The organism is Streptomyces galbus, from assembly GCF_005280195.1.
Classification (GTDB): Bacteria; Actinomycetota; Actinomycetes; order Streptomycetales; family Streptomycetaceae; genus Streptomyces; species Streptomyces galbus.
Window position 1 is genome coordinate 286,969 of record NZ_SZPR01000010.1, and the last position, 22,818, is coordinate 309,786.

The 22,818-nt window shown below is 74.3% G+C and carries 21 protein-coding genes and 1 pseudogene; 8 read left to right on the top strand and 14 right to left on the bottom strand.

The window, feature by feature from the left end:
• Nucleotides 1–64 precede the first annotated feature (64 nt).
• Nucleotides 65–1,219 (top strand): methyltransferase, encoded by a 1,155-nt coding sequence (locus E4U92_RS09565; protein ID WP_137300143.1) that lies wholly within the window; start codon nt 65–67, stop codon nt 1,217–1,219.
• Here the strand turns inward: E4U92_RS09565 and E4U92_RS09570 are convergent.
• Nucleotides 1,206–2,060, bottom strand: coding sequence for a class II fructose-bisphosphate aldolase (locus E4U92_RS09570; protein WP_137299868.1), 855 nt, complete (start codon nt 2,058–2,060; stop codon nt 1,206–1,208). The two genes, E4U92_RS09565 and E4U92_RS09570, sit on opposite strands and share 14 nt — an antisense overlap.
• Before the next feature lie 128 nt (nt 2,061–2,188).
• The gene (locus E4U92_RS09575; RefSeq protein WP_137299869.1) at nt 2,189–3,070 is read right to left on the bottom strand and encodes an SIS domain-containing protein; all 882 of its coding nucleotides are present in this window, start codon (nt 3,068–3,070) and stop codon (nt 2,189–2,191) included.
• Between the two features lie 124 nt (nt 3,071–3,194).
• Between E4U92_RS09575 and E4U92_RS09580 the strand changes: the two genes are divergently transcribed.
• Nucleotides 3,195–3,974 carry a DeoR/GlpR family DNA-binding transcription regulator gene (locus tag E4U92_RS09580; protein WP_137299870.1) on the top strand — a complete coding sequence of 260 codons (780 nt, stop codon included), beginning with the start codon at nt 3,195–3,197 and terminating at the stop codon, nt 3,972–3,974.
• A 246-nt stretch (nt 3,975–4,220) separates the two neighbouring features.
• Here E4U92_RS09580 and E4U92_RS09585 read toward each other — a convergent pair whose 3' ends face one another.
• The 6 genes from E4U92_RS09585 to E4U92_RS09610 all read right to left on the bottom strand — a co-directional run bounded on the left by E4U92_RS09585 (nt 4,221) and on the right by E4U92_RS09610 (nt 11,402).
• On the bottom strand, nt 4,221–6,656 hold the full coding sequence (locus E4U92_RS09585) for an MFS transporter (RefSeq protein ID WP_137299871.1): 2,436 nt from the start codon (nt 6,654–6,656) through the stop codon (nt 4,221–4,223).
• Nucleotides 6,657–6,845: 189 nt separating this feature from the next.
• Nucleotides 6,846–8,747 (bottom strand): molecular chaperone HtpG, encoded by a 1,902-nt coding sequence (htpG, locus tag E4U92_RS09590; protein ID WP_137299872.1) that lies wholly within the window; start codon nt 8,745–8,747, stop codon nt 6,846–6,848.
• 138 nt (nt 8,748–8,885) lie between these two features.
• Nucleotides 8,886–9,587, bottom strand: a complete 702-nt coding sequence (locus tag E4U92_RS09595; protein WP_137299873.1) for an SDR family oxidoreductase — start codon at nt 9,585–9,587, stop codon at nt 8,886–8,888.
• A gap of 136 nt (nt 9,588–9,723) precedes the next feature.
• Nucleotides 9,724–10,293 carry a TetR/AcrR family transcriptional regulator gene (locus tag E4U92_RS09600; RefSeq protein WP_137299874.1) on the bottom strand — a complete coding sequence of 190 codons (570 nt, stop codon included), beginning with the start codon at nt 10,291–10,293 and terminating at the stop codon, nt 9,724–9,726.
• Between the two features lie 129 nt (nt 10,294–10,422).
• Nucleotides 10,423–10,608: a hypothetical protein gene (locus E4U92_RS09605; RefSeq protein WP_229862520.1), complete on the bottom strand. Its 186-nt coding sequence runs from the start codon at nt 10,606–10,608 to the stop codon at nt 10,423–10,425.
• Between the two features lie 167 nt (nt 10,609–10,775).
• Complete coding sequence (locus E4U92_RS09610) at nt 10,776–11,402, bottom strand: DUF6629 family protein (RefSeq protein WP_137299876.1); 627 nt, start codon at nt 11,400–11,402, stop codon at nt 10,776–10,778.
• A 339-nt stretch (nt 11,403–11,741) separates the two neighbouring features.
• On the opposite strand from E4U92_RS09610, the gene E4U92_RS09615 reads away from it, so the two are divergent.
• On the top strand, nt 11,742–12,908 hold the full coding sequence (locus tag E4U92_RS09615) for an MFS transporter (RefSeq protein WP_137299877.1): 1,167 nt from the start codon (nt 11,742–11,744) through the stop codon (nt 12,906–12,908).
• Nucleotides 12,909–12,994: 86 nt separating this feature from the next.
• Nucleotides 12,995–13,744: a maleylpyruvate isomerase family mycothiol-dependent enzyme gene (locus E4U92_RS09620; protein ID WP_137299878.1), complete on the top strand. Its 750-nt coding sequence runs from the start codon at nt 12,995–12,997 to the stop codon at nt 13,742–13,744.
• Nucleotides 13,745–13,777: 33 nt separating this feature from the next.
• Here E4U92_RS09620 and E4U92_RS09625 read toward each other — a convergent pair whose 3' ends face one another.
• Complete coding sequence (locus E4U92_RS09625; protein WP_137299879.1) at nt 13,778–14,164, bottom strand: MarR family winged helix-turn-helix transcriptional regulator; 387 nt, start codon at nt 14,162–14,164, stop codon at nt 13,778–13,780.
• An 87-nt stretch (nt 14,165–14,251) separates the two neighbouring features.
• On the opposite strand from E4U92_RS09625, the gene E4U92_RS09630 reads away from it, so the two are divergent.
• Together E4U92_RS09630 and E4U92_RS09635 are read left to right on the top strand one after the other, a co-directional pair.
• A complete protein-coding gene (locus E4U92_RS09630) occupies nt 14,252–15,757 on the top strand; it encodes an MFS transporter (protein ID WP_137299880.1) in 1,506 nt (501 codons plus the stop codon).
• Nucleotides 15,758–15,851: 94 nt separating this feature from the next.
• Nucleotides 15,852–16,136 carry a DUF6332 family protein gene (locus tag E4U92_RS09635; RefSeq protein ID WP_137299881.1) on the top strand — a complete coding sequence of 95 codons (285 nt, stop codon included), beginning with the start codon at nt 15,852–15,854 and terminating at the stop codon, nt 16,134–16,136.
• Here E4U92_RS09635 and E4U92_RS09640 read toward each other — a convergent pair.
• The 3 genes from E4U92_RS09640 to E4U92_RS09650 all read right to left on the bottom strand — a co-directional run bounded on the left by E4U92_RS09640 (nt 16,097) and on the right by E4U92_RS09650 (nt 18,931).
• Nucleotides 16,097–16,762 (bottom strand): response regulator, encoded by a 666-nt coding sequence (locus E4U92_RS09640; protein ID WP_137299882.1) that lies wholly within the window; start codon nt 16,760–16,762, stop codon nt 16,097–16,099. The two genes, E4U92_RS09635 and E4U92_RS09640, sit on opposite strands and share 40 nt — an antisense overlap.
• On the bottom strand, nt 16,759–17,994 hold the full coding sequence (locus E4U92_RS09645) for a sensor histidine kinase (protein ID WP_137299883.1): 1,236 nt from the start codon (nt 17,992–17,994) through the stop codon (nt 16,759–16,761). Before E4U92_RS09645 ends, E4U92_RS09640 begins: the two co-directional genes overlap by 4 nt.
• Before the next feature lie 247 nt (nt 17,995–18,241).
• Nucleotides 18,242–18,931, bottom strand: coding sequence for a TetR/AcrR family transcriptional regulator (locus E4U92_RS09650; protein WP_137299884.1), 690 nt, complete (start codon nt 18,929–18,931; stop codon nt 18,242–18,244).
• A gap of 165 nt (nt 18,932–19,096) precedes the next feature.
• Here E4U92_RS09650 and E4U92_RS09655 point away from each other — a divergent pair, with 165 nt between their 5' ends.
• Nucleotides 19,097–19,549, top strand: coding sequence for a nitroreductase family deazaflavin-dependent oxidoreductase (locus tag E4U92_RS09655; protein ID WP_137299885.1), 453 nt, complete (start codon nt 19,097–19,099; stop codon nt 19,547–19,549).
• Between the two features lie 117 nt (nt 19,550–19,666).
• Here the strand turns inward: E4U92_RS09655 and E4U92_RS09660 are convergent, their stop codons facing one another.
• The gene (locus tag E4U92_RS09660; protein ID WP_137299886.1) at nt 19,667–20,923 is read right to left on the bottom strand and encodes a geranylgeranyl reductase family protein; all 1,257 of its coding nucleotides are present in this window, start codon (nt 20,921–20,923) and stop codon (nt 19,667–19,669) included.
• Nucleotides 20,924–21,117: 194 nt separating this feature from the next.
• On the opposite strand from E4U92_RS09660, the gene E4U92_RS09665 reads away from it, so the two are divergent.
• On the top strand, nt 21,118–22,473 hold the full coding sequence (locus E4U92_RS09665; RefSeq protein WP_137299887.1) for a dipeptidase: 1,356 nt from the start codon (nt 21,118–21,120) through the stop codon (nt 22,471–22,473).
• 157 nt (nt 22,474–22,630) lie between these two features.
• Here the strand turns inward: E4U92_RS09665 and E4U92_RS09670 are convergent.
• Nucleotides 22,631–22,818: pseudogene (locus E4U92_RS09670) on the bottom strand (ALF repeat-containing protein); the annotation flags it as partial.

Here is a 22,818-nt window from a genome sequence, read left to right on the forward strand (position 1 = left end):
ACCCCATCCTGCCCCACCGTGCCTGAGCTGCGGTTCCGCTAGCCTGGGCCCGGTGAACGACCGTATGACGACGCCCTGGGGCGAGCTCGAGCTGGCCCGTTTCCCCGAGGACCCGCGGGACCGGCTGCGCGCCTGGGACGCCTCCGACGCGTACCTGCTGCGGCACCTCGCCGAGCGGGAGGCGCGCGGGCTGCCGCCGGCCGGCACGGTCGTGGTGCTCGGTGACCGCTGGGGCGCCCTGGTCACGGCGCTCGCGGCGCGGGCCGCCGGCCCGTGCGTCCAGATCACCGACTCCCACCTGGGGCAGGAGGCGACCCGCGCCAACCTCGCCCGCAACGGGGTGGCGGCGGACGCCGTGCGGCTGCTCACCACCCAGGACCCCCCGCCGGAGCGGATCGACGTCCTGCTGGTGCGGGTGCCCAAGAGCCTCGCGCTCCTGGAGGACCAGTTGCTGCGGCTCGCGCCGTCGCTGCACGCGGACACGCTGGTCGTCGGCACGGGCATGGTCAAGGAGATCCACACCTCCACGCTGGACCTGTTCGAGACCGTCCTCGGCCCGACCCACACCTCGCTCGCCGAGCAGAAGGCCCGGCTGATCTTCAGCGCCCCGGACCCGGAGCGGCCCCGGCCGGCCAATCCGTGGCCGCACACCTACGCCCTCCCGGAGGGCCTCGGCGTGCTGTCCGGGCGGCCGGTGGTCAACCACGCCGGGGTGTTCTGCGCCGACCGCCTCGACATCGGCACCCGCTTCTTCCTGGGGCACCTGCCCGACACGCGGGGCGGGCGGCGCGTGGTCGACCTGGGCTGCGGCAACGGCGTGGTCGGTACGGCGGTGGCGCTGGCCGACCCCGGGGCGCAGGTGCTGTTCACCGACGAGTCGTTCCAGGCGGTGGCGTCGGCGGAGGCCACGTACAAGGCGAACGGGCTGCCGGGGCACGCCGAGTTCCGGGTCGGGGACGGACTCGCCGGGGTGCCCGCCGGCAGTGTGGACGTCGTGCTGAACAACCCGCCGTTCCACTCCCACCAGGCGACCACGGACGCGACGGCGTGGCGGATGTTCACGGGGGCGCGGCGCGCGCTGCGCCCGGGCGGGGAGCTGTGGGTGGTCGGCAACCGGCACCTGGGTTACCACGTGAAGCTGCGCCGGCTGTTCGGGAACAGCGAAGTGGTCGCGGGCAACCCGAAGTTCGTGGTGCTCAGGGCGGTCAAGCGCGGCTGAACCCCGTGAGGATCCTGGTCACTTCGCGGGTCATGTCCGCGCGTCCGGCCGTGAGGTAGGCGCGGCAGTCGACCGCCTCGGGGTGGGCGGCCAGGTGCCGGCGGACCGCCCCGGTCAGGGCCTGGTTGAGGGCGGTGCCGACGTTCACCTTGGCGATGCCGCGGGCGACGGCGGCGGCCAGCTCGTCCTCCCGGACGCCGGAGGAGCCGTGCAGCACGAGCGGCACGTCGAGGGCCGCGTCCAGGCGGGCGATCAGGTCGTGGTCGAGGGTGGCGGTGCGGGCCGTCATGGCGTGCGCGCTGCCCACCGCGACAGCCAGGGCGTCGATGCCGGAGTCCGTGACGAACGCGCGGGCCTCGCCCGGGTTGGTGCGGGCGCCGGGGGCGTGGGGGTCGCGCGGGGGTTCGCCGTCCTTGCCGCCGATCTCACCCAGCTCCGCCTCGATCCACAGCCCTTGCGAGTGCGCCCAGTCGGCGGCGGCGCGGGTGGCGGCGAGGTTGTCCGCGTAGGGCAGGCGCGAGGCGTCGTACATCACCGAGCTGAATCCGGCGCCGGGCGCCTGTCGCAGCAGGTGGTCGCTGCGGACGTGGTCGAGGTGCAGGGCGGCGGGCACGGTGGCGCGTTCGGCGGCGGCGGCCGCGGCGCGGGCGAGCGGCAGGACGTGGCCCTGGCGGAACCGGACGGCGTTCTCACTGACCTGGAGGACGACGGGGGCACCGACAGCCTCGGCGCCGGCGAGCACGGCCTCCACGTGTTCCAGGGTGACGACGTTGAAGGCGACGACGGCCGAGCGGGCCCGGTCGGCGCGGGTGACGAGGTCACCGGTGGTGGTGAGGGGCACGGCGTCTCCTCGCTGTGGTGCGTCGGCGTTCTCGAGCGGGCGTCCGGGGGGTGCCGGGAGTCCTGCGGGGGCGTCCGGCGGCACGGGGACGGTCGGCTGCGCCGGGCGTCCGGCTGCCGCGGGGTGCGTCAGGGGGCGAGGATCACCGAGCGGGTGAGGTGGCGGGGGCGGTCCGGGTCCAGGCCGCGGGCGGCGGCGACCGCGACGGCGAGCCGCTGGGCGAGGACGAGTTCGGCGAGCGGGTCGAGCCGGCCCGGCACCCACGACGCGCCGGTGGCGCGGACCTGTTCGGCCAGTCCGTCGGGCGCCTCGCCGAACATCCAGGTCGCCGTGCCGGCCGTGGTGACGCTGATGGGGCCGTGCCGGTACTCCATCGCCGGGTACGCCTCCGCCCAGGACAGCGACGCCTCCCGCATCTTCAGCGCGGCCTCGCGGGCCAGGCCCACGGTCCAGCCGCGCCCGAGGAAGGTGAACTGCCCGCAGCCCACCAGCCCTTCGGGCAGCTCGGCCTCCAGCGCGGTGCGGGCGTCGGCGACCACGGCGTCGGTGTGCAGGCCCAGGTGGGCGCGCAGCAGGGTGAGGGCGGTGGTCGCGAACCGGGTCTGCACCACGGAGCGTTCGTCGGCGTCATCGAGCACCACGAGGTCGTCGGAGGCCGTCCCGACGGGGGTGTCCGGGTCCGCGGTGATCGCGGTCGTACGGGTGTGTCCGCGCAGGCGGGCCAGCAGGTCCAGCACCTCGGTGGTGGTGCCGGAGCGGGTGAGGGCGACGACCCGGTCGTAGCGGCGGCCGTGCGGGAACTCCGAGGCCGGGAACGCGTCGGTCTCCCCGGCGCCGCTGGTCTCGCGCAGGGCCGCCGCGGCCTGGCCCATGAAGTACGAGGTGCCGCAGCCGACGAACGCCACCCGCTCCCCCGGTGCGGGCAACGCCGCCGCGTGCTCGGCGACCCGGGCGGCGGCCCGGGTCCAGCAGGCGGGCTGGTCGCGCAGTTCGTCCTCGACGTGGGTCATGCCGTACCCCTCCCGAGCGATGATTGTTCCTGCACGGTAGTGCCACCTTTCGCGCAACTTCAAGCATGGGGACGGGATGCGGATGCGTTAGGGTCACCGGAAGTGACCGGGGAACGGAGGCCGGATGTCGCGGGACGCCCGCTGGAAGGCGCTGCTGGAGCTGCTCGTGGAGCGCGGCCGGCTGGACGTCGAGGAGGCGGCCGCCGAGCTGGAGGTGTCGGCGGCGACCATCCGGCGCGACCTGGACGGGCTCGCGGAGCAGCAGATGCTGGTGCGCACCCGGGGCGGCGCGGTGGTCCACGGGGTGTCGTACGAACTGCCGTTGCGCTACAAGACGGCCCGGCACGCCTCGGAGAAGCAGCGCATCGCGCGGGCGGTCGCCGATCTGGTCGCGCCGGGCGAGGCGGTCGGGCTGACCGGCGGTACGACCACCACGGAGGTGGCCCGTGCCCTGGCCGTGCGCGCGGACCTCGCCACCGGCTCACCGGCCCTGACGATCGTGACCAACGCGCTCAACATCGCCAACGAGCTGGCGGTGCGCCCCCAGTTCAAGATCGTGGTGACGGGCGGGGTGGCGCGGGCGCAGTCCTACGAACTCGTCGGGCCGCTGGCCGACGGGGTGTTGGGGCGCATCACGCTGGACGTGGCGGTGCTCGGGGTGGGGGCCTTCGACGTCGCGCACGGTGCCGCCGCCCATGACGAGGCGGAGGCGGCGGTCAACCGGATGCTGTGCGAACGGGCCGAACGCGTCGTGGTCGCCGCCGACTCCAGCAAGCTCGGCCGCCGGGCCTTCGCCGGCATCTGCGCGACTGCGGCGGTGGGCACGCTGGTCACGGACACGACGGCCGACGCGGAGACGGTACGCCGGTTCGAGGCGGCGGGCGTACGCGTGATCGTGGTCTGAACGGACCGGGCGGCCGCCCGCCCGGCGCATGCGCCTCGCTCCACGGGGCCGGCCGCCGACCCGGGCGTGCGCCCCCGCTCCCCACGGGCCGGCGCCCGAGTGGGGCGGGCGCCGGCCCTGCGGCGAAGAGTTCTCGGCCGCGCCCAAGGTGTGCCCGACGCGGCACCGGGGTTAACCGCGGCCGTCACGGGGCAGCACGGGGGCGACGCGAGACCCTCCGTAGGGGGAAGTGCGGGCCGGAGCCCCTCAGTCGCCCGGGTGCGCCAGGGCGATGTCGTGACCGTCCATGTCGCCCCCGACGTCGATCCCCGCCGCCTGGGGCGGGTAGCCGGTGGCGATGACCGTGTAGGCGCCCGTGTCGAGGTCGGAGAAGGCGTAGGCCCCGTCCGGGCCGGTGGTCGTCGTGGCGACGACGTTGCCGGCGGCGTCGACCAGGGTGACCCGGGCGTCGCCCAGCGGGCCGCCCGCCGCGTGCACCGTGCCCCGCACCTGCGCGCCCGGCCGCAGTTCCACGTCGGCGCGGGTGGTCCCGCTATCCGCCATCTCGACGGGCAGGGCCAGCGGGCGGTGCTTGGGCGAACTGACCGCCAGGGTCACCGGTCCCGGGACCAGGTCGGTGAACGCGTACGCGCCGAGCCCGTCGGTGCGGGTCGTGGCCAGGACGTCGCCGCGCACGTCCGTCACGACGACGACCGCCCCGGCGACCGGTACCCCGCCGTCCGCGGAGCGCACGGTCCCGGCCAGCCCGCAGGTGCTGCCGAGCAGCACGTCGTGCGTCGCCGGGTCCGCGCCCACCACGATCGTGGTCGCCTGGGGCTGGTGTCCCTCGGCGGCGGCGATGAGGACGTACGTCCCCTCCCCCGGCGCCTCGACGGTGTACGCGCCCCGGGCGTCGGCGACCGCGCGGTCCACCTGGCGTCCGCCGAGCGAGATCAGGGTGACGGCGGCCCCGGCGACCGGGGAGTTCCCGGCGCCGCGCACGTGTCCGCGCACCGGGTGCCCGCCGGCCCGGCCGCCCTCGGCCAGCCCGGGCACCGTGGCGACCAGTTCCGCGACGGCGCGGGCCAGCGGCACCGCGACCGCGGACCCGACCGTCCGCTCCGGCGGTTCCGTCCCCGGTGCCGGGTCGGCCCTCGGTCCGTCGATCCCCACTGCGCTCCTCGCCTTCTCGTCCGTCCGCGCCGTGTCCGTCGGTGGTGCGCCTGCCACGGCCGGCGCCGCGGTGGGGGACACCGCGGCTTCCCTCGCCCCGCCCGTCGCCGCCCTCCCCCGGCCCGGGAGGAACGCGGCGACCACCAGGGCCAGCACAGCCGCTCCCGAGCCGATCGCCATGACCGTCCTGAAGCCGTCCCGCGAGGGCAGCGCCAGCGAGCCGAAGGGCGTGGTCATCCGCGCCAGGACCACGCCGGCGACAGCACTGGCCACCGCGGTGCCGATGGACCGCATCAGGGTGTTGAGGCTGTTGGCCGCGGCCGTCTCCGAGGCGTCCACCGCGCCCATGATCAGCGCGGGCATCGCACCGTAGGCGAACCCGATGCCGGCGCCGATCACGCAGGAGACCAGGACCAGGTGCCAGACCTCGGCCATCAGGACGACGGCGAGCGCGTACCCGGCGGCGACCACGACCGCCCCGGTCATCAGGGTGACCTTGGGGCCCGCCGTCCTGGACAGGGCCGCGGAGAGGGGCGCCACGGCCATCATCACCAGGCCCGCCGGGGCCATGACCAGACCGGCGTCCAGGAGCGACCTGCCGAGGCCGTAGCCGGTAACCTCGGGAAGCTGCAGGAGCTGGGGCAGGACCAGGGACATGGCGAACATGGAGAACCCGAAGGCCGTCGACGCCAGGTTGGTCACCAGGACCTGACGTCGGGCGGTGGTGCGCAGGTCCACCAGGGGCTCGCGCACGCGCAGTTCGAGCACACCCCACAGCAGCAGCACCACGACCGCGGCGGCGAACAGACCGAGCGTCGTCGCGCTGCCCCAGCCCCAGTCGCCGCCCTTGGATATCGCGAGCAGCAGGCAGACCAGCCCGGCCGCCATGCCGAGCGCGCCGACGGCGTCGAACCGCCCACCGCCGCGCACCGCCGACTCGGGCACGACGAGCGGCACCAGTACCCCGGCGACGGCGCCGAGTGCGGCGGACGTCCAGAACAGCGCGTGCCAGTCGAGGTGATCGGCGATGAGCGCGGCGGCGGGCAGGCCGAGCGCGCCGCCGACCCCGAGCGAGGCGCTCATCAGGGCGGTGGCGGCCCCGAGCCGCTCGGCGGGCAGTTCGTCGCGCATGATGCTGATGCCGAGCGGGATCACCCCGGAGGCCAGGCCCTGCAGCGCCCGCCCGGCGATCGTCCAGGCCAGCGAGTCGCTGAGCGCGGCCGTGACCGATCCGGCGACCAGCAGCGCGATGCTGACCAGCAACATCCGTCGCTTGCCGTACATGTCGCCGAGCCGGCCCGTCACGGGGGTCGCCACCGCGGCGGCGAGCAGGGTGGCGGTGACGGCCCAGGCGGCGTCGGAGGCCGAGGCGTGCAGCAGCCGGGGCAGTTCGGGGACGATCGGGATCACCAGGGTCTGCATCAGCGCGACCACGATCCCGCCGAAGGCCAGCACGGCGACGACGAGGGGGGCGCGCCCGCCGGCGACCGGCTCCCCCGCCTCCGCGGGCCGGGGGTGCGCTGGGGACATGGCCGGCCTCCGTGGGCGGTCTCGGGCCTGCACGACGTCCCCAGAATCTAGGGCCTTTGATTGACTGGAGCAACCAGAGTTTCGGTGCGCACGACGTGAACGTTCCGTGCGGACACGGGTTGGGACGGACCCGCGAACGCCGGAAGGGGCGCCCCCGGCCCGGCGGGCGCCCCTTCCGTCCCCGGGGGTCTAGAGCGCGCGCTCCAGCCGTTCCGCGACGAGCCTCACGAACTTGCCCGGTTCCTTCGGCCGGCCGCCCTCGGCCAACACCGCGAGGCCGTGCAGCAGTTCGGCGGTGTCGACCAGGCCGGAGCGGTCCTCGCGCTCCTTGTACGCCTGGTTCAGCCCCTTCACCAGCAGGTGGTCCGGGTTGAGTTCGAGGATGCGCTTGGTCTGCGGCACCTCCTGGCCCATCGCGCGGTACATGCTCTCCAGGGCCGGCGTGAGGTCGTGGGCGTCGGAGACCACGCACGCCGGGGAGACGGTGAGCCGCGACGACAGGCGCACGTCCTTCACCTCGTCGCCGAGCTGCTCCTTCATCCAGCCGAGCAGCCCGGCGAACTCCTCGCCCTGCTTCTCGCGTTCCTCGCCGGCCGCGTCGTCGCCCTGCGCGTCCAGGTCGACCTCGCCCTTGGCGACCGAGCGCAGCCGCTTGCCCTCGAACTCGCCGACCGCGTCGACCCACACCTCGTCGACCGGGTCGGTCAGCAGCAGCACCTCGACGCCCTTGGCCCGGAACGCCTCCATGTGCGGGGAGTTCTCGATGCTCTCCCGGGACTCGCCGGTCATGTAGTAGATGTCGTCCTGGCCGTCCCGCATCCGCTCCACGTACTGCTGGAGGGTGGTCGGCTCGTCCTCCGCGTGCGTGCTGGCGAAGGTGGCCACCGCGAGGATCGCGTCGCGGTTCTCGGGGTCGCCGAGCAGGCCCTCCTTCACCACCGCGCCGAACTCACGCCAGAACGTGGCGTAGCGCTCGGCGTCCTTCGCCTTGAGGTCCTTCACGGTGGACAGGACCTTCTTGGTCAGCCGGCGCTGGATCATCCGGATGTGCCGGTCCTGCTGGAGGATCTCGCGGGAGACGTTGAGCGAGAGGTCCTGCGCGTCGACGACCCCCTTGACGAAGCGCAGGTACGGCGGCAGCAGCGCCTCGCAGTCGTCCATGATCAGGACGCGCTTGACGTAGAGCTGGAGCCCGCGCCGGTAGCCCTGGGTGAACAGGTCGTGCAGGGCGTGCTCGGGCAGGAACAGCAGCGCCTGGTACTCGAAGGTGCCCTCGGCCTGGAGCCGGACGGTCTCCAGCGGCGGGCGCCAGTCGTGGCCCACGTGCTTGTACAGCTCGTGGTACTCCTCGTCCGACACCTCGTCCCGGGAGCGCGCCCACAGCGCCTTCATCGAGTTGAGCGTCTCCGGCTCGGGGGTCTCCTCGCCCTCGCCCTGCTTCTCCGGGGTCATCCGGACGGGCCAGGTGATGAAGTCGGAGTACCGCTTGACGATCTCGCGGATCTTCCAGGGCGAGGTGTAGTCGTGGAGCTGGTTCTCGGGGTCGGCGGGCTTGAGATGCAGGGTGACGGACGTGCCCTGCGGGGCGTCGTCGACGGTCTCCAGGGTGTACGTGCCCTCGCCGCGCGACGACCAACGGGTGCCCCGGTCCTCCCCGGCCCGCCGGGTCACCAACGTCATCTCGTCGGCCACCATGAAGCCCGAGTAGAAGCCGACGCCGAACTGGCCGATCAGCCCCTCGGCGCCGGCCGCGTCCTTGGCCTCCTGGAGCTCCTTGAGGAACTGGGCGGTGCCGGAGTGGGCGATGGTGCCGATGAGCTGCCCGACCTCCTCGTACGACATCCCGATGCCGTTGTCGCGCACGGTGAGCGTACGGGCCTCGGGGTCGGTCTCGATCTCGATGTGCAGGTCGGAGGTGTCGACGTCGAGGCCGTCGTCGCGCAGGGCGGCCAGGCGCAGCTTGTCCAGCGCGTCGGAGGCGTTGGAGACGAGCTCGCGCAGGAACACATCCTTGTTCGAGTAGACCGAGTGGATCATCAGCTGGAGCAGCTGACGCGCCTCTACCTGGAACTCAAACGTTTCGGTCGGCATGGTTGGCTTCTACCTCACAGGTCCCACGGTCGCCGGATCTGGTGGGAATCACTGTAAAACACCAAGTCAGCCGGGGGCGCGGGTTGTTGCCACCCGCCGCGACGCGCCCCGGGTCCGGCGGGTGTCCCCGGCCGCCCGCTACGCCGCGAGCTGCGGGTACAGCAGGGCGAGGTCTCCGGAGAGACCGGCCTTGACCTGGCGCGTGACGTCGTCGGCCAGCACCTCGTGCGCCCCGGACTCCACCCCGTCCAGCGCGCGGGCGGCGACGTCGCGCGGGTCGGACTTCGGCGCGTCGACGTCCGCGGCCATGTCGGTGTCGACGTACCCCACGTGCAGCCCGGTCACCGCGATGCCCCGCGGGCGCAGCTCCAGGCGCAGGGAGTTGCTCTGCGACCACAGGGCCGCCTTGGAGGCGCTGTAGGGGCCCGCGACGCCCAGCCAGGAGAGCACCGAGTGGACGTTCAGCACGTGGCCGCCGCCGTTGCGCTCGATGACGGGGACGAAGGCCCGGGTGACCAGCAGCGGGCCGTAGAAGTTGGTCTCGAACGCGCGGCGCACGTCCTCCACCGGGGAGTCGAGGAACGAGCCGCCGAGCGAGACGCCGGCGTTGTTGACCAGGACGGTGACGTCCTGGGCCCGGGCGGCGGCCGCGGCGACCGAGTCGGGGTCGGTGACCTCCAGCGCCAGCGGCACGGCGTCGGGGTGGGTGACGGTGCGCGGGTCCCGGGCGGTGGCGTACACCTTGGCCGCCCCGCGGGCGAACAGCTCGTCCACGAAGGCCCGGCCGAGGCCGCGGCTGCCGCCGGTGACGAGGACGACGGCGCCCTTGATCGAGGTCATGTCAGCTCCACACGTGAGGGGATCCGGTGCCCGGAGACATCGGAAACCGATCGGTTTCCATCAAGGTAAACCGATCGGTTTCCGAACGCAAGGTTGGATTTTCAAATCGTCTGGCGGACCCTCGTCCGGGCAGCGCTCAGCGCATCCCCGCCGCGTCGAGCAGGGTGACCACCGTGGGGACCACGAGGTCCTCCAGGGTGTCCACGTGGATGCCCGCCCGGGCGGCGGCACCGTCGAAGAGGAGCATCAGCTGACGGGCCAGCAGGCCGGGGTCCGACGCGCCGCCCCGCGCGGCCTCGGCGCGGAAGAAGGCCGCCAGCTCGTCCTTGACGCGGCGCGCCACACGGCTGGCGGGATGGTCGTCGTCCTTGAGCTCGACCTGGACGGCCAGGTACGGGCAGCCCCGGTACCCGGGCAGCGTGGCCTGGGCGGCGGCGCGCTCGAAGACCGACAGCACGCGCGCGCGGGGCGGACGTCCGTCGTCGGGGTCGGGCAGCAGCCGCGCGGAGTAGTCGGCAGCGCGCCGTTCCAGGCTGGCCGCCAGCAGGTCGTCCTTGCTGTCGAACAACTGGTACAGGGAACGCTTGGACACCCCGGCGGCCTTGCACAGGGCCTCGACACCGACGGCGACACCCTCGCGGTAGACGAGGGCGGCCGTCGCGTCGAGCAGGCGGTCCCGGGAGGTCGGCTTCACCGGTGCGGTCATGCCGCGAGGGTAACGCCGTCCGCCCCGGAACGAAACCGATCGGTTTCCCGACGGCCGGAGCACTCGGCCGGCCCGGGCAGTCACGGCAGCCCGGCCAGGCCGAACCGGCCGACCCGGGCCGTCCGCCGGTCAGCTCGTCTGCATGGCCCGCTGGAAGGCGCGCATACAGGGGAAGCAGTGCCGGTCCGTCGGCTCACTCCCCGGTGGCCATTCCTGTTTCTTGTCGACGCCGCACAGGGTCGAGATCTTGTCGGTCGCGAGGACGTGCCACACCGGCTCGCCCGCGTCGTCGGAGCCACACCACATCTCGTGCACTCTCAGCTCCCTCCGGGAGACATCGAGGTCGACTCCCATCCCAGCACGGCCCCCTGGGGGACGGCTCCTCGGATCGGGCATGTGGGTGACACGCGCGGTCCCCCAGCCCACACCACCCCCCTCCGCACCAGCACGGGCAGCGGCGCGCGAAGCCCCGCACGCAGCGCCTACACAGCCACGGCGGCAGGCGATCGCCGCCCCACCCAAGCCCACACCACCACCGAGCACACCGCCGCGAGCGCGCACCACGTCGAGACGAACTCCAGGCGCCACAGCGCCCCGCACACCAGCGCACCCACCGCGACCAGGAGCCCGAGCAGCACGAGCACCCGGTCGCCGGACAGCAGGAAGGCGCCGATCGTGGCCACGAGGTAGCCGGCGACGAGGAGCGGGGGATGGGGCAGCCCCAGCACGTAGCCGACGGTGTGGCCCCGGATCTCGGCGCGCACGGTCCGGGTGGCGAGGGCGTGGGCGAGGAAGGCGGCGGTCACGGCGCCCGACGCCAGGGGGAGCAGCAGCCGACGCCGGACCCGGTCCGGGACGGCGCACCACACGGCCACCGGCACCCACACCGCGAGCAGCGGCAGGGCGATGACGGCCCAGGCGAGGGTGGCGGGGCCGGTCCCCCCGCCGGTGTGCCAGACCCGGGCCTCGACCAGCTGGTGGGCGCCGAGCAGCAGGGGCAGTGCGGCGAGCGGCAGGTCACGGGCGTGCCGGGTGCGCGCCACACAGGCCGCGCCCACGGCGGCGACGGCGGTGCCCGCCACGAGATCTGCCGTCGCACTCCAGCACATCGCCCCGCCCTCGCCTCGCGCCCGTCGGATCACGTGGGGTCCGCCGCGCCGGCCGCTCCCGCCGGACGCCCCTCCCGCTCCCCTCCCCCGTCGGCGCACCCCTCACGCCCCGTCGTCCCCTTTGTCATCCTGGGCCCCGCGCCGGCCCCGGCCCTCGGGTGCCCGACGGCCGGGCGACGAGAAGCCGCGGCCCGCCGATCAGAAGCGGCGACCCACCGGCGGGAAGCCGCGGCCCACCGGCGAAAAGGGGAGGAGGGGACCGGGCACCTTGCCCCGGTCGCGGCCCTCACCTAGCCTGATTTTGTGCCGCAAATAAACAAAACCCGATCGCACAGCGCCGTGCCGGGAAACGGCAGCCTCCTGTCCCGACTCCGCCTCGTCCTCACCGTCTTCTTCGCCCTCGACGGCTTCGTCTTCGCCGGCTGGGTCGTTCGCATCCCCGACATCAAGCAACAGACGCACGCCTCGGCCGGCGCCCTCGGCCTCGCCCTGCTGGGCGTCTCCGCCGGTGCGGTGGTGACCATGACGCTCACCGGCCGCCTGTGCCGCCGCTACGGCAGCCACCGGGTGACCGTCGTCTGCGCGGTCCTGCTCTCCCTGAGCGTCGCCCTGCCCCCGCTGACCCACTCGGCGCTCGCTCTGGGCCTGGTCCTGCTGGCCTTCGGGGCGGCGTACGGGAGCATCAACGTGGCGTTCAACAGCGCCGCCGTCGACCTCGTGGCCGCGCTGCGGCGGCCGATCATGCCGAGCTTCCACGCTGCCTTCAGCCTGGGCGGCATGGTGGGCGCGGGGCTCGGCGGCCTGGTGGCCGGGGTGCTCACCCCGACCGAGCACCTGTCCTGCCTCACGCTGGTCGGGCTGCTGGTGACCGGCCTCGCCGCGCCCACGCTGCTGCGCCACGAGCCGCCCCGCCTGCCGGACCCCGAACCCTCCCCGGGTGCGCCGTCCCGCGCGGACGGCCGCAACCGGCGGCTCGTCGTCGTCTTCGGGCTGATCGCCCTGTGCACCGCCTACGGCGAGGGCGCCATGGCGGACTGGGGCGCCCTGCACCTGAGGCAGGACCTGGGCACCTCCGCCGGGGTCGCGGCCGCCGGCTACTCGTGCTTCGCGCTGGCCATGACGCTCGGCCGGCTGACCGGGACGACCCTGCTGGAGCGGCTCGGCCGGACCCGCACCGTCGTCGCGGGCGGGACCACGGCGGCCCTCGGCATGCTCGCGGGCTCCCTCGCGCCGAGCCCGTGGGCGGCCCTGGCCGGGTACGCCGTCACCGGTCTGGGACTGGCCAACCTCTTCCCGGTCGCGGTCGAGCGGGCCGGTGCGCTCGCGGGTCCCGGCGGCGTCGCCACCGCCTCCACGCTCGGCTACGGCGGCATGCTGCTGGGCCCGCCCGCCATCGGGTTCATGGCGGAGTGGCTCTCGCTGTCGGCGGCCCTGACGAGCGTGGCGGTCCTCGCGGGGATCGCGGCGCTGATCGGGTTCGCCGTGCGCGACGCCGCACCGGGCTGACCGGCCACCCCTCTGCTTCCCGGAGGGGAGCCGGCCCGACCGGCCCCCCTCCCCCGCGGGGCGCTCGATCGTGCACACTCACCCCCATGGAGACTGCGCAGTTCATCGATGTCCTGGACCGCGAGGGCCAGTCGCTCGCCGAGGCCGCCGCCGCGGCCGGCGTCGACGCGAAGGTGCCGACGTGCCCGCAGTGGCAAGTGCGGGACCTGCTGCGGCACACCGGCATGGTGCACCGCTGGGCGACCGCGTTCGTCGTCGAGGGGCACACCGCCTACCACCCCGACGGCGGTCTGCCCGACCTCGACGGCGACGCGCTGCTGGAGTGGTTCCAGGAGGGCCACCGTGCGCTGGTCGACGCCCTGTCGGCCGCCCCGCCCGACCTCGACTGCTGGCATTTCATGCCCGCCCCCTCGCCCCTGGAGTTCTGGGCGCGGCGGCAGGCCCACGAGACGACCGTGCACCGGGTCGACGCCGAGTCGGCGCGCGGTGCGGTCGGCCCGGTCGAGCTCGCCGTCGCGGTGGACGGCATCGACGAACTCCTGCGCTCCTTCCACGCCCGCCCCAAGAGCCGGGTGCGCACCGACCGGCCGCGGGTACTGCGCATCCGGGCGACGGACACGGAGGCGACGCCGGACGCGGTGTGGACCGTACGGCTGTCGTCCGAGCCGCCCGTGGCGGAGCGCGGCGGGTCGGGAGCAGCGGCAGACTGCGAACTGACGGGCACGGCCGAGCAGTTGTACCTGTCCCTCTGGAACCGGCAGCCGTTCCCGCTGGTCACCGGGGACGCCTCGCTGGCCGAGCTGTGGCGTGAGAAGTCGGCCGTCACCTGGAACTGACGCGGCCTCAGCGGACATGACCGGGCGGGTGGTTCAGCCCGCGAGCATGCGTCCCAGCACCGCGCGCTGCACCGGCAGCACCCTGCCGTGCAGCGCGCGCCCCTTCGCCGTGAGGACGACGCGGACACCGCGCCGGTCCTCCGAGCACAGGCCGCGCTCCACCAGGCCGTCCTTCTCCAGGCGGGCGACCAGCCGGGACAGGGCGCTCTGGCTGAGGTGGACGCGCTCGGCGATCTCCTGCACCCGGTAACCGGTGGAGCCGGTGCCCTCCGCGAGCACGTCCAGCACCTCGAAGTCGCTGGCACACAGGCCGTGGTGGGTCAGGGCGCGGTCCAGCTCGCACTGGGTGCGGGCGTGCAGGGCCAGGATGTCCCGCCACTGCCGTACGAGCTCCTGCTGCTCACCCCGCGTCGCCGTCATGCGCGGCACCGTAGCAGAGAACGCGTTTCGTTGCACGTGAATTAAATGCACTTGCATTCGATGCACGCGCATGGAATGGTCGTCGCCATGACCACTCCGCTCCCCTCCCCCGCGTCCCCGGCGCCCTCCGCACCGGCGGTGCGCTGGACTCCCCGGCTGTGGGGCACCCTCCTTGTGCTCTGCGCCGCGATGTTTCTCGACGCGCTGGACGTGTCGATGGTCGGCGTCGCCCTGCCGTCCATCGCGGCCGACCTCGACCTGTCCACCTCGACGCTGCAATGGGTCGTCAGCGGCTACATCCTGGGCTACGGCGGCCTGTTGCTCCTCGGCGGCCGGACCGCCGACCTGCTGGGCCGGCGCCAGGTCTTCCTCGTCGCGCTCGGCGTCTTCGCCCTCGCCTCGCTGCTCGGCGGCCTCGTCGACTCCGGGCCGCTGCTCATCGCCAGCCGGTTCATCAAGGGCCTGAGCGCGGCGTTCACCGCGCCCGCCGGGCTGTCGATCATCACGACGACGTTCCCCGAGGGCCCCCTGCGCAACCGCGCCCTGTCGATCTACACCACCTGCGCCGCCACCGGCTTCTCCATGGGCCTGGTCCTGTCCGGCCTGCTCACCGAGGCCAGTTGGCGGCTGACGATGCTACTGCCGGCGCCCATCGCCCTGCTCGCCCTCGCGGCCGGCCTGAAGCTGCTCCCGCGCAGCGCTCGCGAACGGGACCACAACGGCTACGACGTCCCCGGCGCCGTCCTCGGCACCGCGTCGATGCTGCTGCTGGTGTACACGGTCGTCCAGGCGCCCCAGGCCGGCTGGGCCTCGGCCCGCACCCTGCTGTCCTTCCTCGCGGTGGCGGTCCTGCTGACCGTGTTCGTCCTGGTCGAGCGGCGCTCGCCCGGCCCGCTGATCCGGCTCGGCGTACTGCGCTCGGGCAGCCAGATCCGCGCCCAGCTCGGCGCGATGGCCTTCTTCGGCTCGTACGTGGGCTTCCAGTTCCTGGCCACGCTCTACATGCAGTCGCTGCTGGGCTGGTCGGCGCTGCACACCGCCCTCGCCTTCCTGCCGGCGGGCGCGCTGGTGGCGGTGTCGTCGACGAAGGTCGGCGCGGTCGTCGACCGGTTCGGCACCCCGCGGCTCATCGCGGTCGGCTTCGCGCTCATGGTCGTCGGGTACGTGCTGTTCCTGCGCGTCGACCTGGACCCGGTGTACGCGGCGGTGATCCTGCCGTCGATGCTGCTGATCGGCGCGGCCTGCGCGCTCGTGTTCCCCTCGCTCAACATCCAGGCCACCAACGGCGTCGAGGACCACGAGCAGGGCATGGTCTCCGGGCTGCTCAACACCTCCGTGCAGGTGGGCGGCGCGATCTTCCTCGCCGTGGTGACCGCGGTGATCACGGCGGGCGCGCCCGCCGACCCGACCCCGCAGGCCGTCCTGGACAGCTACCGTCCGGGCCTGACCGTGGTGGCGTGCATCGCCGCCGCCGGCTTCCTGATCACCCTGACCGGCCTGCGCACCCGCCGCACCCGGCCGTCGGTGGTGGTCGCCCAGTCCCGGACCACCCTCCGGGAGGCGGAAGCGGACCGAGTCCCGGTCCGCGACTAGGGGGACGCCTCCCCCCGGTGCCCCGGCGGGCTGCCTTGCCCGCCGGGGCACCGGGCTGTGACACTCCCCCTATGGGGTCCGAGGGGGAACGGGCGTGACAGGGCATCAGGGCCGGCGTACGCAGGCCGAGCGGGACGCGATCACCGTGGAGATCGGGTACGCGCTGGTCAGCGCGGCCTTCGCGACGGCGGTCGTGGTCGGGGCGGTCGCGGGTCCGGCGCTGCTGTTCGAGCTGCCCGCGCTCGCGGAGCGCTCGCTGAAGGGGGCCGCCGCGGTGATCGCCCCGGTGCTGTTCCTCGCGCGGGTCGTGACGGTACTGGTCCGTTTCCGGCGGGGCGCTCAGCCCAGCCAGCCGGGGCGCACCAGCCCCGACTCGTAGGCCAGGACGACCAGTTGGGCCCGGTCGCGGGCGCCCAGCTTCACCATGGTGCGGCTGACGTGAGTCTTGGCGGTGAGAGGGCTGACCACCAGCCGGCGGGCGATCTCCTCGTTGGACAGGCCGATGCCGACCAGCGCCATCACCTCCCGCTCGCGCTCGGTGAGCCCGGCCAGGGCGTCGGCCGCGGCGGGTTCCTTGGAACGGGCCGCGAACTCGGCGATGAGCCGGCGCGTCACCCCCGGCGACAGCAGCGCGTCCCCGGCGACCACCGCCCGTACGGCGCGCAGGAGTTCGTCCGGCTCGGTGTCCTTCACCAGGAACCCGGAGGCGCCCGAGCGGATCGCCTCGAAGACGTACTCGTCCAGCTCGAAGGTGGTGAGCATGACCACCCTCACCTCGGCGAGGGCCGCGTCCCCGGTGATGCGGCGGGTGGCCGCCAGTCCGTCGAGCACGGGCATGCGGATGTCCATCAGCACGACGTCGGGACGCAGTTCCCGTACCGCGCGCACGGCCTGCTCACCGTCGGCGGCCTCGCCGGCCACCTCGATGTCGGCCTGCGCGTCCAGCAGCGCCCTGAACCCGGCCCGCACGAGGGACTGGTCGTCGGCGAGCAGTACCCGGATCACTGGTCCTCCCCGGACGTCCCGGTCAGCGGCAGCACGGCCAGCACCCGGAAGCCGCCGTCCGGGCGCGGACCCGCCTCGATCGTGCCACCCAGGGCGGCGGCCCGCTCCCGCATCCCGGCGAGCCCGTTGCCGCTGCCGCCGGCCTCGGCACCGGTCGCCGGCCCGTCGTCGTCGATCCGCAGCCGCAGCGACTCCCCGGCGTCCTCGAGGCACACGCGCGCGTGCCGCGACCCGGAGTGCCGTACGACGTTGGTGAGGGCCTCCTGGACGATGCGGAACGCGGCGAGGTCCGCCCCGGGGGCCAGCCGCGGCGGCTCGCCCTCCACCCGCACCGTGAGTCCCGCGCGCGCCGCCTGCTCCACCAGTTCGGGCAGCCGGTCCAGGCCGGGCGCCGGGGCGCGCGGAGCGTCCCCGGGCGTGCGCAGGGTGTCCAGCACCTGCCGTACGTCGCCCAGCGCCTCCTTGCTCGCGGACTTGATGGTGGTGAGGGCGGTGCGGGCCTGCTCGGGGTCGGAGTCGAGGAGGGCGAGGCCGACACCGGCCTGGACGTTGATGACCGACAGGCTGTGGGCGAGGACGTCGTGCAGTTCGCGGGCGATCCGCAGCCGCTCCTCGTCGGCGCGGCGCCGGGAGGCCTGGGCGCGTTCGGCCCGTTCCCGCGCCCACTGCTCGCGCCGGGCCCGCGCCAGCTCGGACACGGCGACGATCACCACGATCCAGGTGGCGAGCACGAACTCCTGGGTGAGGGAGGCCCGGTCGTCCCCGGCGGGCGGCAGCCACCGGTACAGCCACTGCGCGACCAGCACGTGCACCGCCCACAGCGCCCCCACCGCCCACCAGGCGGCCCGGCGGTGCCCGGCGACCACGGCGGCGAAGCAGGCGACGGCGACCGGCACGAACACCGGCCCGTAGGGGTAGCCGGCGCCCAGGTAGAGGGCGACGGCCGCCGCGGTGCCGAAGACGACGGCCACCGGACGGCGCCCGCGCCACAGCAGCAGGCCGGAGGCGAGGAGCAGCAGCGCCCGGGCGAAGGGATCCAGTGCGGCCCGCTCGCCCTCCTGGGCGTGGGCGGCGAAGTTCGAGCCGAGCAGCACGAACGCGGTGATCACCAGGGTGGACGGCCAGGGCAGGCGGGGGACGCGGGGCTCGCCGTCCTCGCCGCGCCGCGCCCAGGGCGGCCCGTACCGCCACCACCGCCCGGGCCCGCCCGCGCCCGCCCGCTGTCCGTCCATGACGGCCACGCTAGACGCCCCGGACCGCGCGGCACGTCCGCCGGGCGGGGTGATCAGGCGTACTCCCGGGGAAGTACGGGCGCGAGGGCGGTGCCCCGGGCCGCGACGGCGGTGGCGGCGGGCGGACAGGGCCGACGCGGTCGCAGCGCCCGCCCCCGGGAGAGCCGCCGCGGCCACGACGCGGGCCCCGGTGCAGCGACGCGAAGGAATGAGACCCAGCCCCCTTCGAACCGCACCCCGCCCCTGGCTACGGCAGGCCCACCTGGTCGGCCAGCCGGGATGCCGCGTGGCGGAAGAACGGCTCGCGGTCCTCGACGACCCGGTGGAACTGGCCGAACAGCTCGAAGCCCACGAGTCCGTAGAGCTGCGCCCAGGCCGCGACCAGCGCGGCACCGGCCGCGGGCGGCAGGTCGGGAGCGAGGTCGGCGACCAGGCGCTCGGCCTCGGGCCGCAGGTCGGCCGGGAGCGGCAGGTCGGTGAGGCCGGGGCCCCGGTGGGCGTCGCGGACGATGCCGATGAGCAGCAGGCCCACGCGGGCGGCGGCCGGGACGGTGGTCTGCGGGGCGTGGTAGCCGGGGACGGGTGAGCCGTAGATCAGCGCGTACTCGTGCGGGTGGGCCAGGGCCCAGCGGCGCACGGCGGCGCAGACCGCGACCCAGCGCTGCCGCGGGCCCTCCTGGGCCACCGCGGCGTGAGCGGACTCGGCGGCCTCGCCGAGGGAGTCGTAGGCGTCGATGATCAGCGCGGTGAGCAGGTCGTCGCGGCTGGGGAAGTAGCGGTACAGCGCCGAGGAGACCAGGCCCAGTTCGCGGGCGACGGCGCGCAGCGACAGCCGGGCGGCGCCCTCCGCCGCGAGCTGTCTGCGCGCCTCCTCCTTGATGGCGGTGGTGACTTCGATCCGGGCGCGGGCGCGGGCCCCTCGGGCGGTGCTGGTCATGGGGACAGTGTTCCACGGGACGAGAGCGGTGCACACAAGCGAGAGCGCCGCCCAAAAAAGAGAGCACTGCTCTTGCCCCGGAACCCCGGCCTGTTCCACACTGGGAGAGCAGCAGAGAGCAGTGCTCTCGCAACGGGCACCGCATCCATCACCGGGGAGTCATCCATGTCGTCGTCGCCGTACTACCTCAAGGGCAGCCCGCTGAACGTCCGGCTCAACAGCGTGATCGGCTGGCTCGCCCGGCACGGCCTGAGCTTCGCGGGCACGGCCGAACTGTCGGTGCCCGGGCGCAAGAGCGGCCGGATGCAGCGCGTCCCGGTCAACCCGCACACCTACGAGGGCGCGCAGTACCTCGTCTCGGCCCGCGGGCACTCCCAGTGGGTGCGCAACATGCGGGCGGCGGGCGCCGGCGAACTGCGCGTCGGACGCAGGGTGCGGCGCTTCACCGCCGTGGAGGTCCCCGACGCGGAGAAGCTCCCCCTGCTGCGGTCCTACCTGGAGAAGTGGGGCTGGGAGGTCAACCAGTACTTCCAGGGCGTCACCGCCAAGTCCTCCGACGAGGAGATCCTCGCGGCCGCACCCGACCACCCGGTCTTCCGCATCACGGTCGACGGCTGACACCGCCGAGGGACGCCGGCAACGCGAGGGACGGTGCAGCCGCGGGAGTCGACGGCGGCCCGGACGCGCCGTCGCGGCCGGCGTCGGGCGGCCGCCTCCCGGACGCGGACGGACGGGTCAGGACTCCGCCTGCTCCTCCGCCTCCGGCCTCGCCTGCGCCGCCGCCGGCCGCCGGTCGAACGCCATGAGCGCGCGCTGGGCGAGCGGGTGCGTCCGCATCAGCTCACCCAGGGTCGTCCCGCCGCGGGTGATGTCCGCGAACGCCCGCCAGGCGGGCCGGAAGCCGGTGAGCGCGGCGTGGAAGACGCCGGGGCGCCGCTCGAACACCGACAGCATGCTCTTGCCGACCGCCATCTCCACACCCAGCCCCGCCTTGACGGCGAACGCGTAGTTCAGCGCCTGGCGGCGGGTGTCCACGGCGTCGTGCGCCTCGGCGATGCGCACCGCCCACTCGCCCGCGAGGCGGCCCGAGCGCAGCGCGAAGGAGATGCCCTCGCGGGTCCACGGCTCCAGCAGACCGGCCGCGTCCCCGCAGACCAGGACCCGCCCACGGGACAGCGGCGAGTCGTCGGCGCGGCACCGGGTCAGGTGGCCGGAGGAGATGCTCGGCTCGAAGCCGGCCAGGCCCAGGCGGCCGATGAAGTCCTCCAGGTACCGCTTGGTGGCGGCGCCCTCGCCGCGCGCCGAGATCACGCCCACGGTGAGCGTGTCGCCCTTGGGGAACACCCAGCCGTAACTCCCGGGCATCGGACCCCAGTCGATGAGCACGCGGCCCTTCCAGTCCTCCGCGACGGTCTCCGGGACCGGAATCTCCGCCTCCAGGCCGAGGTCCACCTGGTCCACCTTCACCCCGACGTGGGCTCCTATGCGGCTGGCGCTGCCGTCGGCGCCGACCACCGCGCGGGCCAGCAGCGTCTCGCCGCCCTGGAGGACGACCGCGACGGTGCGCCGGTCCGGGACGGACGAGCCGTGCTGCTCGACGCGCGTCACCGTGACGCCGGTGCGCAGCTCGGCGCCCGCCTTCTGGGCGTGCTCGACCAGTTGCTGGTCGAACTCGGGCCGGTTGATCAGCCCGAACAGCATCTGCCGGGAGCGGCGGGTGCGGCTGAAGCGGCCGTTGTTCGAGAACGTCACGGCGTGCACCCGGTCCTTGAAGGGCAGCTCGAAGCCCGGCGGCAGCGCGTCTCGGGAGGGGCCGATGATGCCTCCGCCGCACGTCTTGTAGCGCGGCAGCTCCGCCTTCTCCAGCAGCAGGACGCGTCTGCCCGCGACCGCCGCCGCGTACGCCGCCGAAGCCCCCGCGGGTCCCGCGCCCACCACGACGACGTCCCACACCTGCCGCACGTCGTCCGCCGAAGAGTTCTCGCTGCTCACGATGGTCTGCTGCTCCCGATCCCGCCGCCTGCCGCTGCTGTCCCCCGCATCCTACGGCGGAGATCGTCACGCGCCGCAGGCCAGGGAGACGACCGCGACGTGCCTCGCGCCCCGGCAGGCGCGTACGCTCGCACGGTCGTTACGCACACACGTGCGCTCACGAGTACAACGTCGCACCCACAAGGAGCGTGCCCATGTCGTCGCATCCGATCGCCGGGACCGTCGCCGCGCTGATGCCGCAGGCCAGGACGGAGCTGGCCGAGCTGGTGGCCTTCCGGTCGGTGGCGGACTTCGACCAGTTCCCGAGGAGCGAGAGCGAGGCCGCCGCGCGCTGGATCACGGACGCGCTGACCGCCGAGGGCTTCCAGGACGTGGCCGTGCTCGACACGCCCGACGGCACGCAGTCGGTGTACGGCTACCTGCCCGGCCCCGAGGGTGCGAAGACCGTCCTGCTCTACGCCCACTACGACGTGCAGCCCCCGCTGGACGAGGCCGGCTGGACCACTCCGCCGTTCGAGCTGACCGAGCGGGACGGCCGCTGGTACGGGCGTGGCGCCGCCGACTGCAAGGGCGGCCTGGTCATGCACCTGCTCGCGCTGCGCGCCCTGAAGGCGAACGGCGGGGTCCCGGTGCACGTCAAGGTGATCGCCGAGGGCTCCGAGGAGCAGGGCACGGGCGGTCTGGAGCGGTACGCCGAGGAGCACCCGGAGCTGCTGGCCGCCGACACCATCGTCATCGGCGACGCGGGCAACTTCCGCGTCGGCCTGCCCACCGTCACCTCGACGCTGCGCGGCATGACCATGCTGCGGGTGCGGGTCGACACGCTGGCGGGCAACCTGCACTCCGGGCAGTTCGGCGGTGCCGCGCCCGACGCGCTGGCCGCGCTGATCCGGGTCCTGGACTCGCTGCGCGCCGAGGACGGCTCGACCACGGTCGACGGCCTCACCGGCGGGGCGTCCTGGGAGGGCCTGCAGTACGCGGAGGACCAGTTCCGCCAGGACGCCAAGGTCCTGGACGGCGTGGACCTGATCGGCTCCGGCACGGTCGCGGACCGCATCTGGGCCCGCCCGGCCGTCACCGTCCTCGGCATCGACTGCCCGCCGGTGGTGGGCGCCACGCCGTCCGTGCAGGCGAGCGCGCGGGCCCTGATCAGCCTGCGGGTGCCGCCGGGCGTGGACGCGGCGGAGGCCACCAAGCTGCTCCAGGCCCACGTCAAGGCCCACACGCCGTGGAACGCGCGCGTGCGCGTGGAACAGGTCGGCCAGGGCCAGCCCTTCAGCGCCGACACCACCAGCCCGGCGTACGCCGCGATGGCCGACGCGATGGCGGTCGCCTACCCCGGCCAGGAGATGCAGTACGCGGGCCAGGGCGGCTCCATCCCGCTGTGCAACACCCTCGCCGGCCTGTACCCGAGCGCGGAGATCCTGCTGATCGGCCTCAGCGAGCCGGAGGCCCAGATCCACGCGGTCAACGAGAGCGTCTCCCCCGAGGAACTCGAGCGCCTCGCGGTGGCGGAGGCCCTGTTCCTGACCAACTACGCGAAGGGCTGACCCGCGCAGCCCGACGACCCCGGCCCCGGCCCCGGCCCGCTCGGTGGGCCGGGGGCCGCACACCGGAGGGCACCGGGCCCGCCGGGTGGGGCCGCCGGCACACGCAGGTGCAGACAGCCCCACCCGGGTGACGCGCCGTGGTGCGGCGCCGTGCCGGTCAGGCGACCTGGTACCTGCCGACTTCCAGGAAGTGGCGCAGCGCTTCGGGCGTGTTGTCGTCGAGGGCGGCGTTGGCTGCCGCGCGCAGGGCCGGGCTGATGGACGGGTCGGCGAGGATTCGGGCTATGGCGACGCGGTCGTCCTCGGCCTGGGCGATCCGGTAGCCGCTCTCCAGCCAGGCGCGCA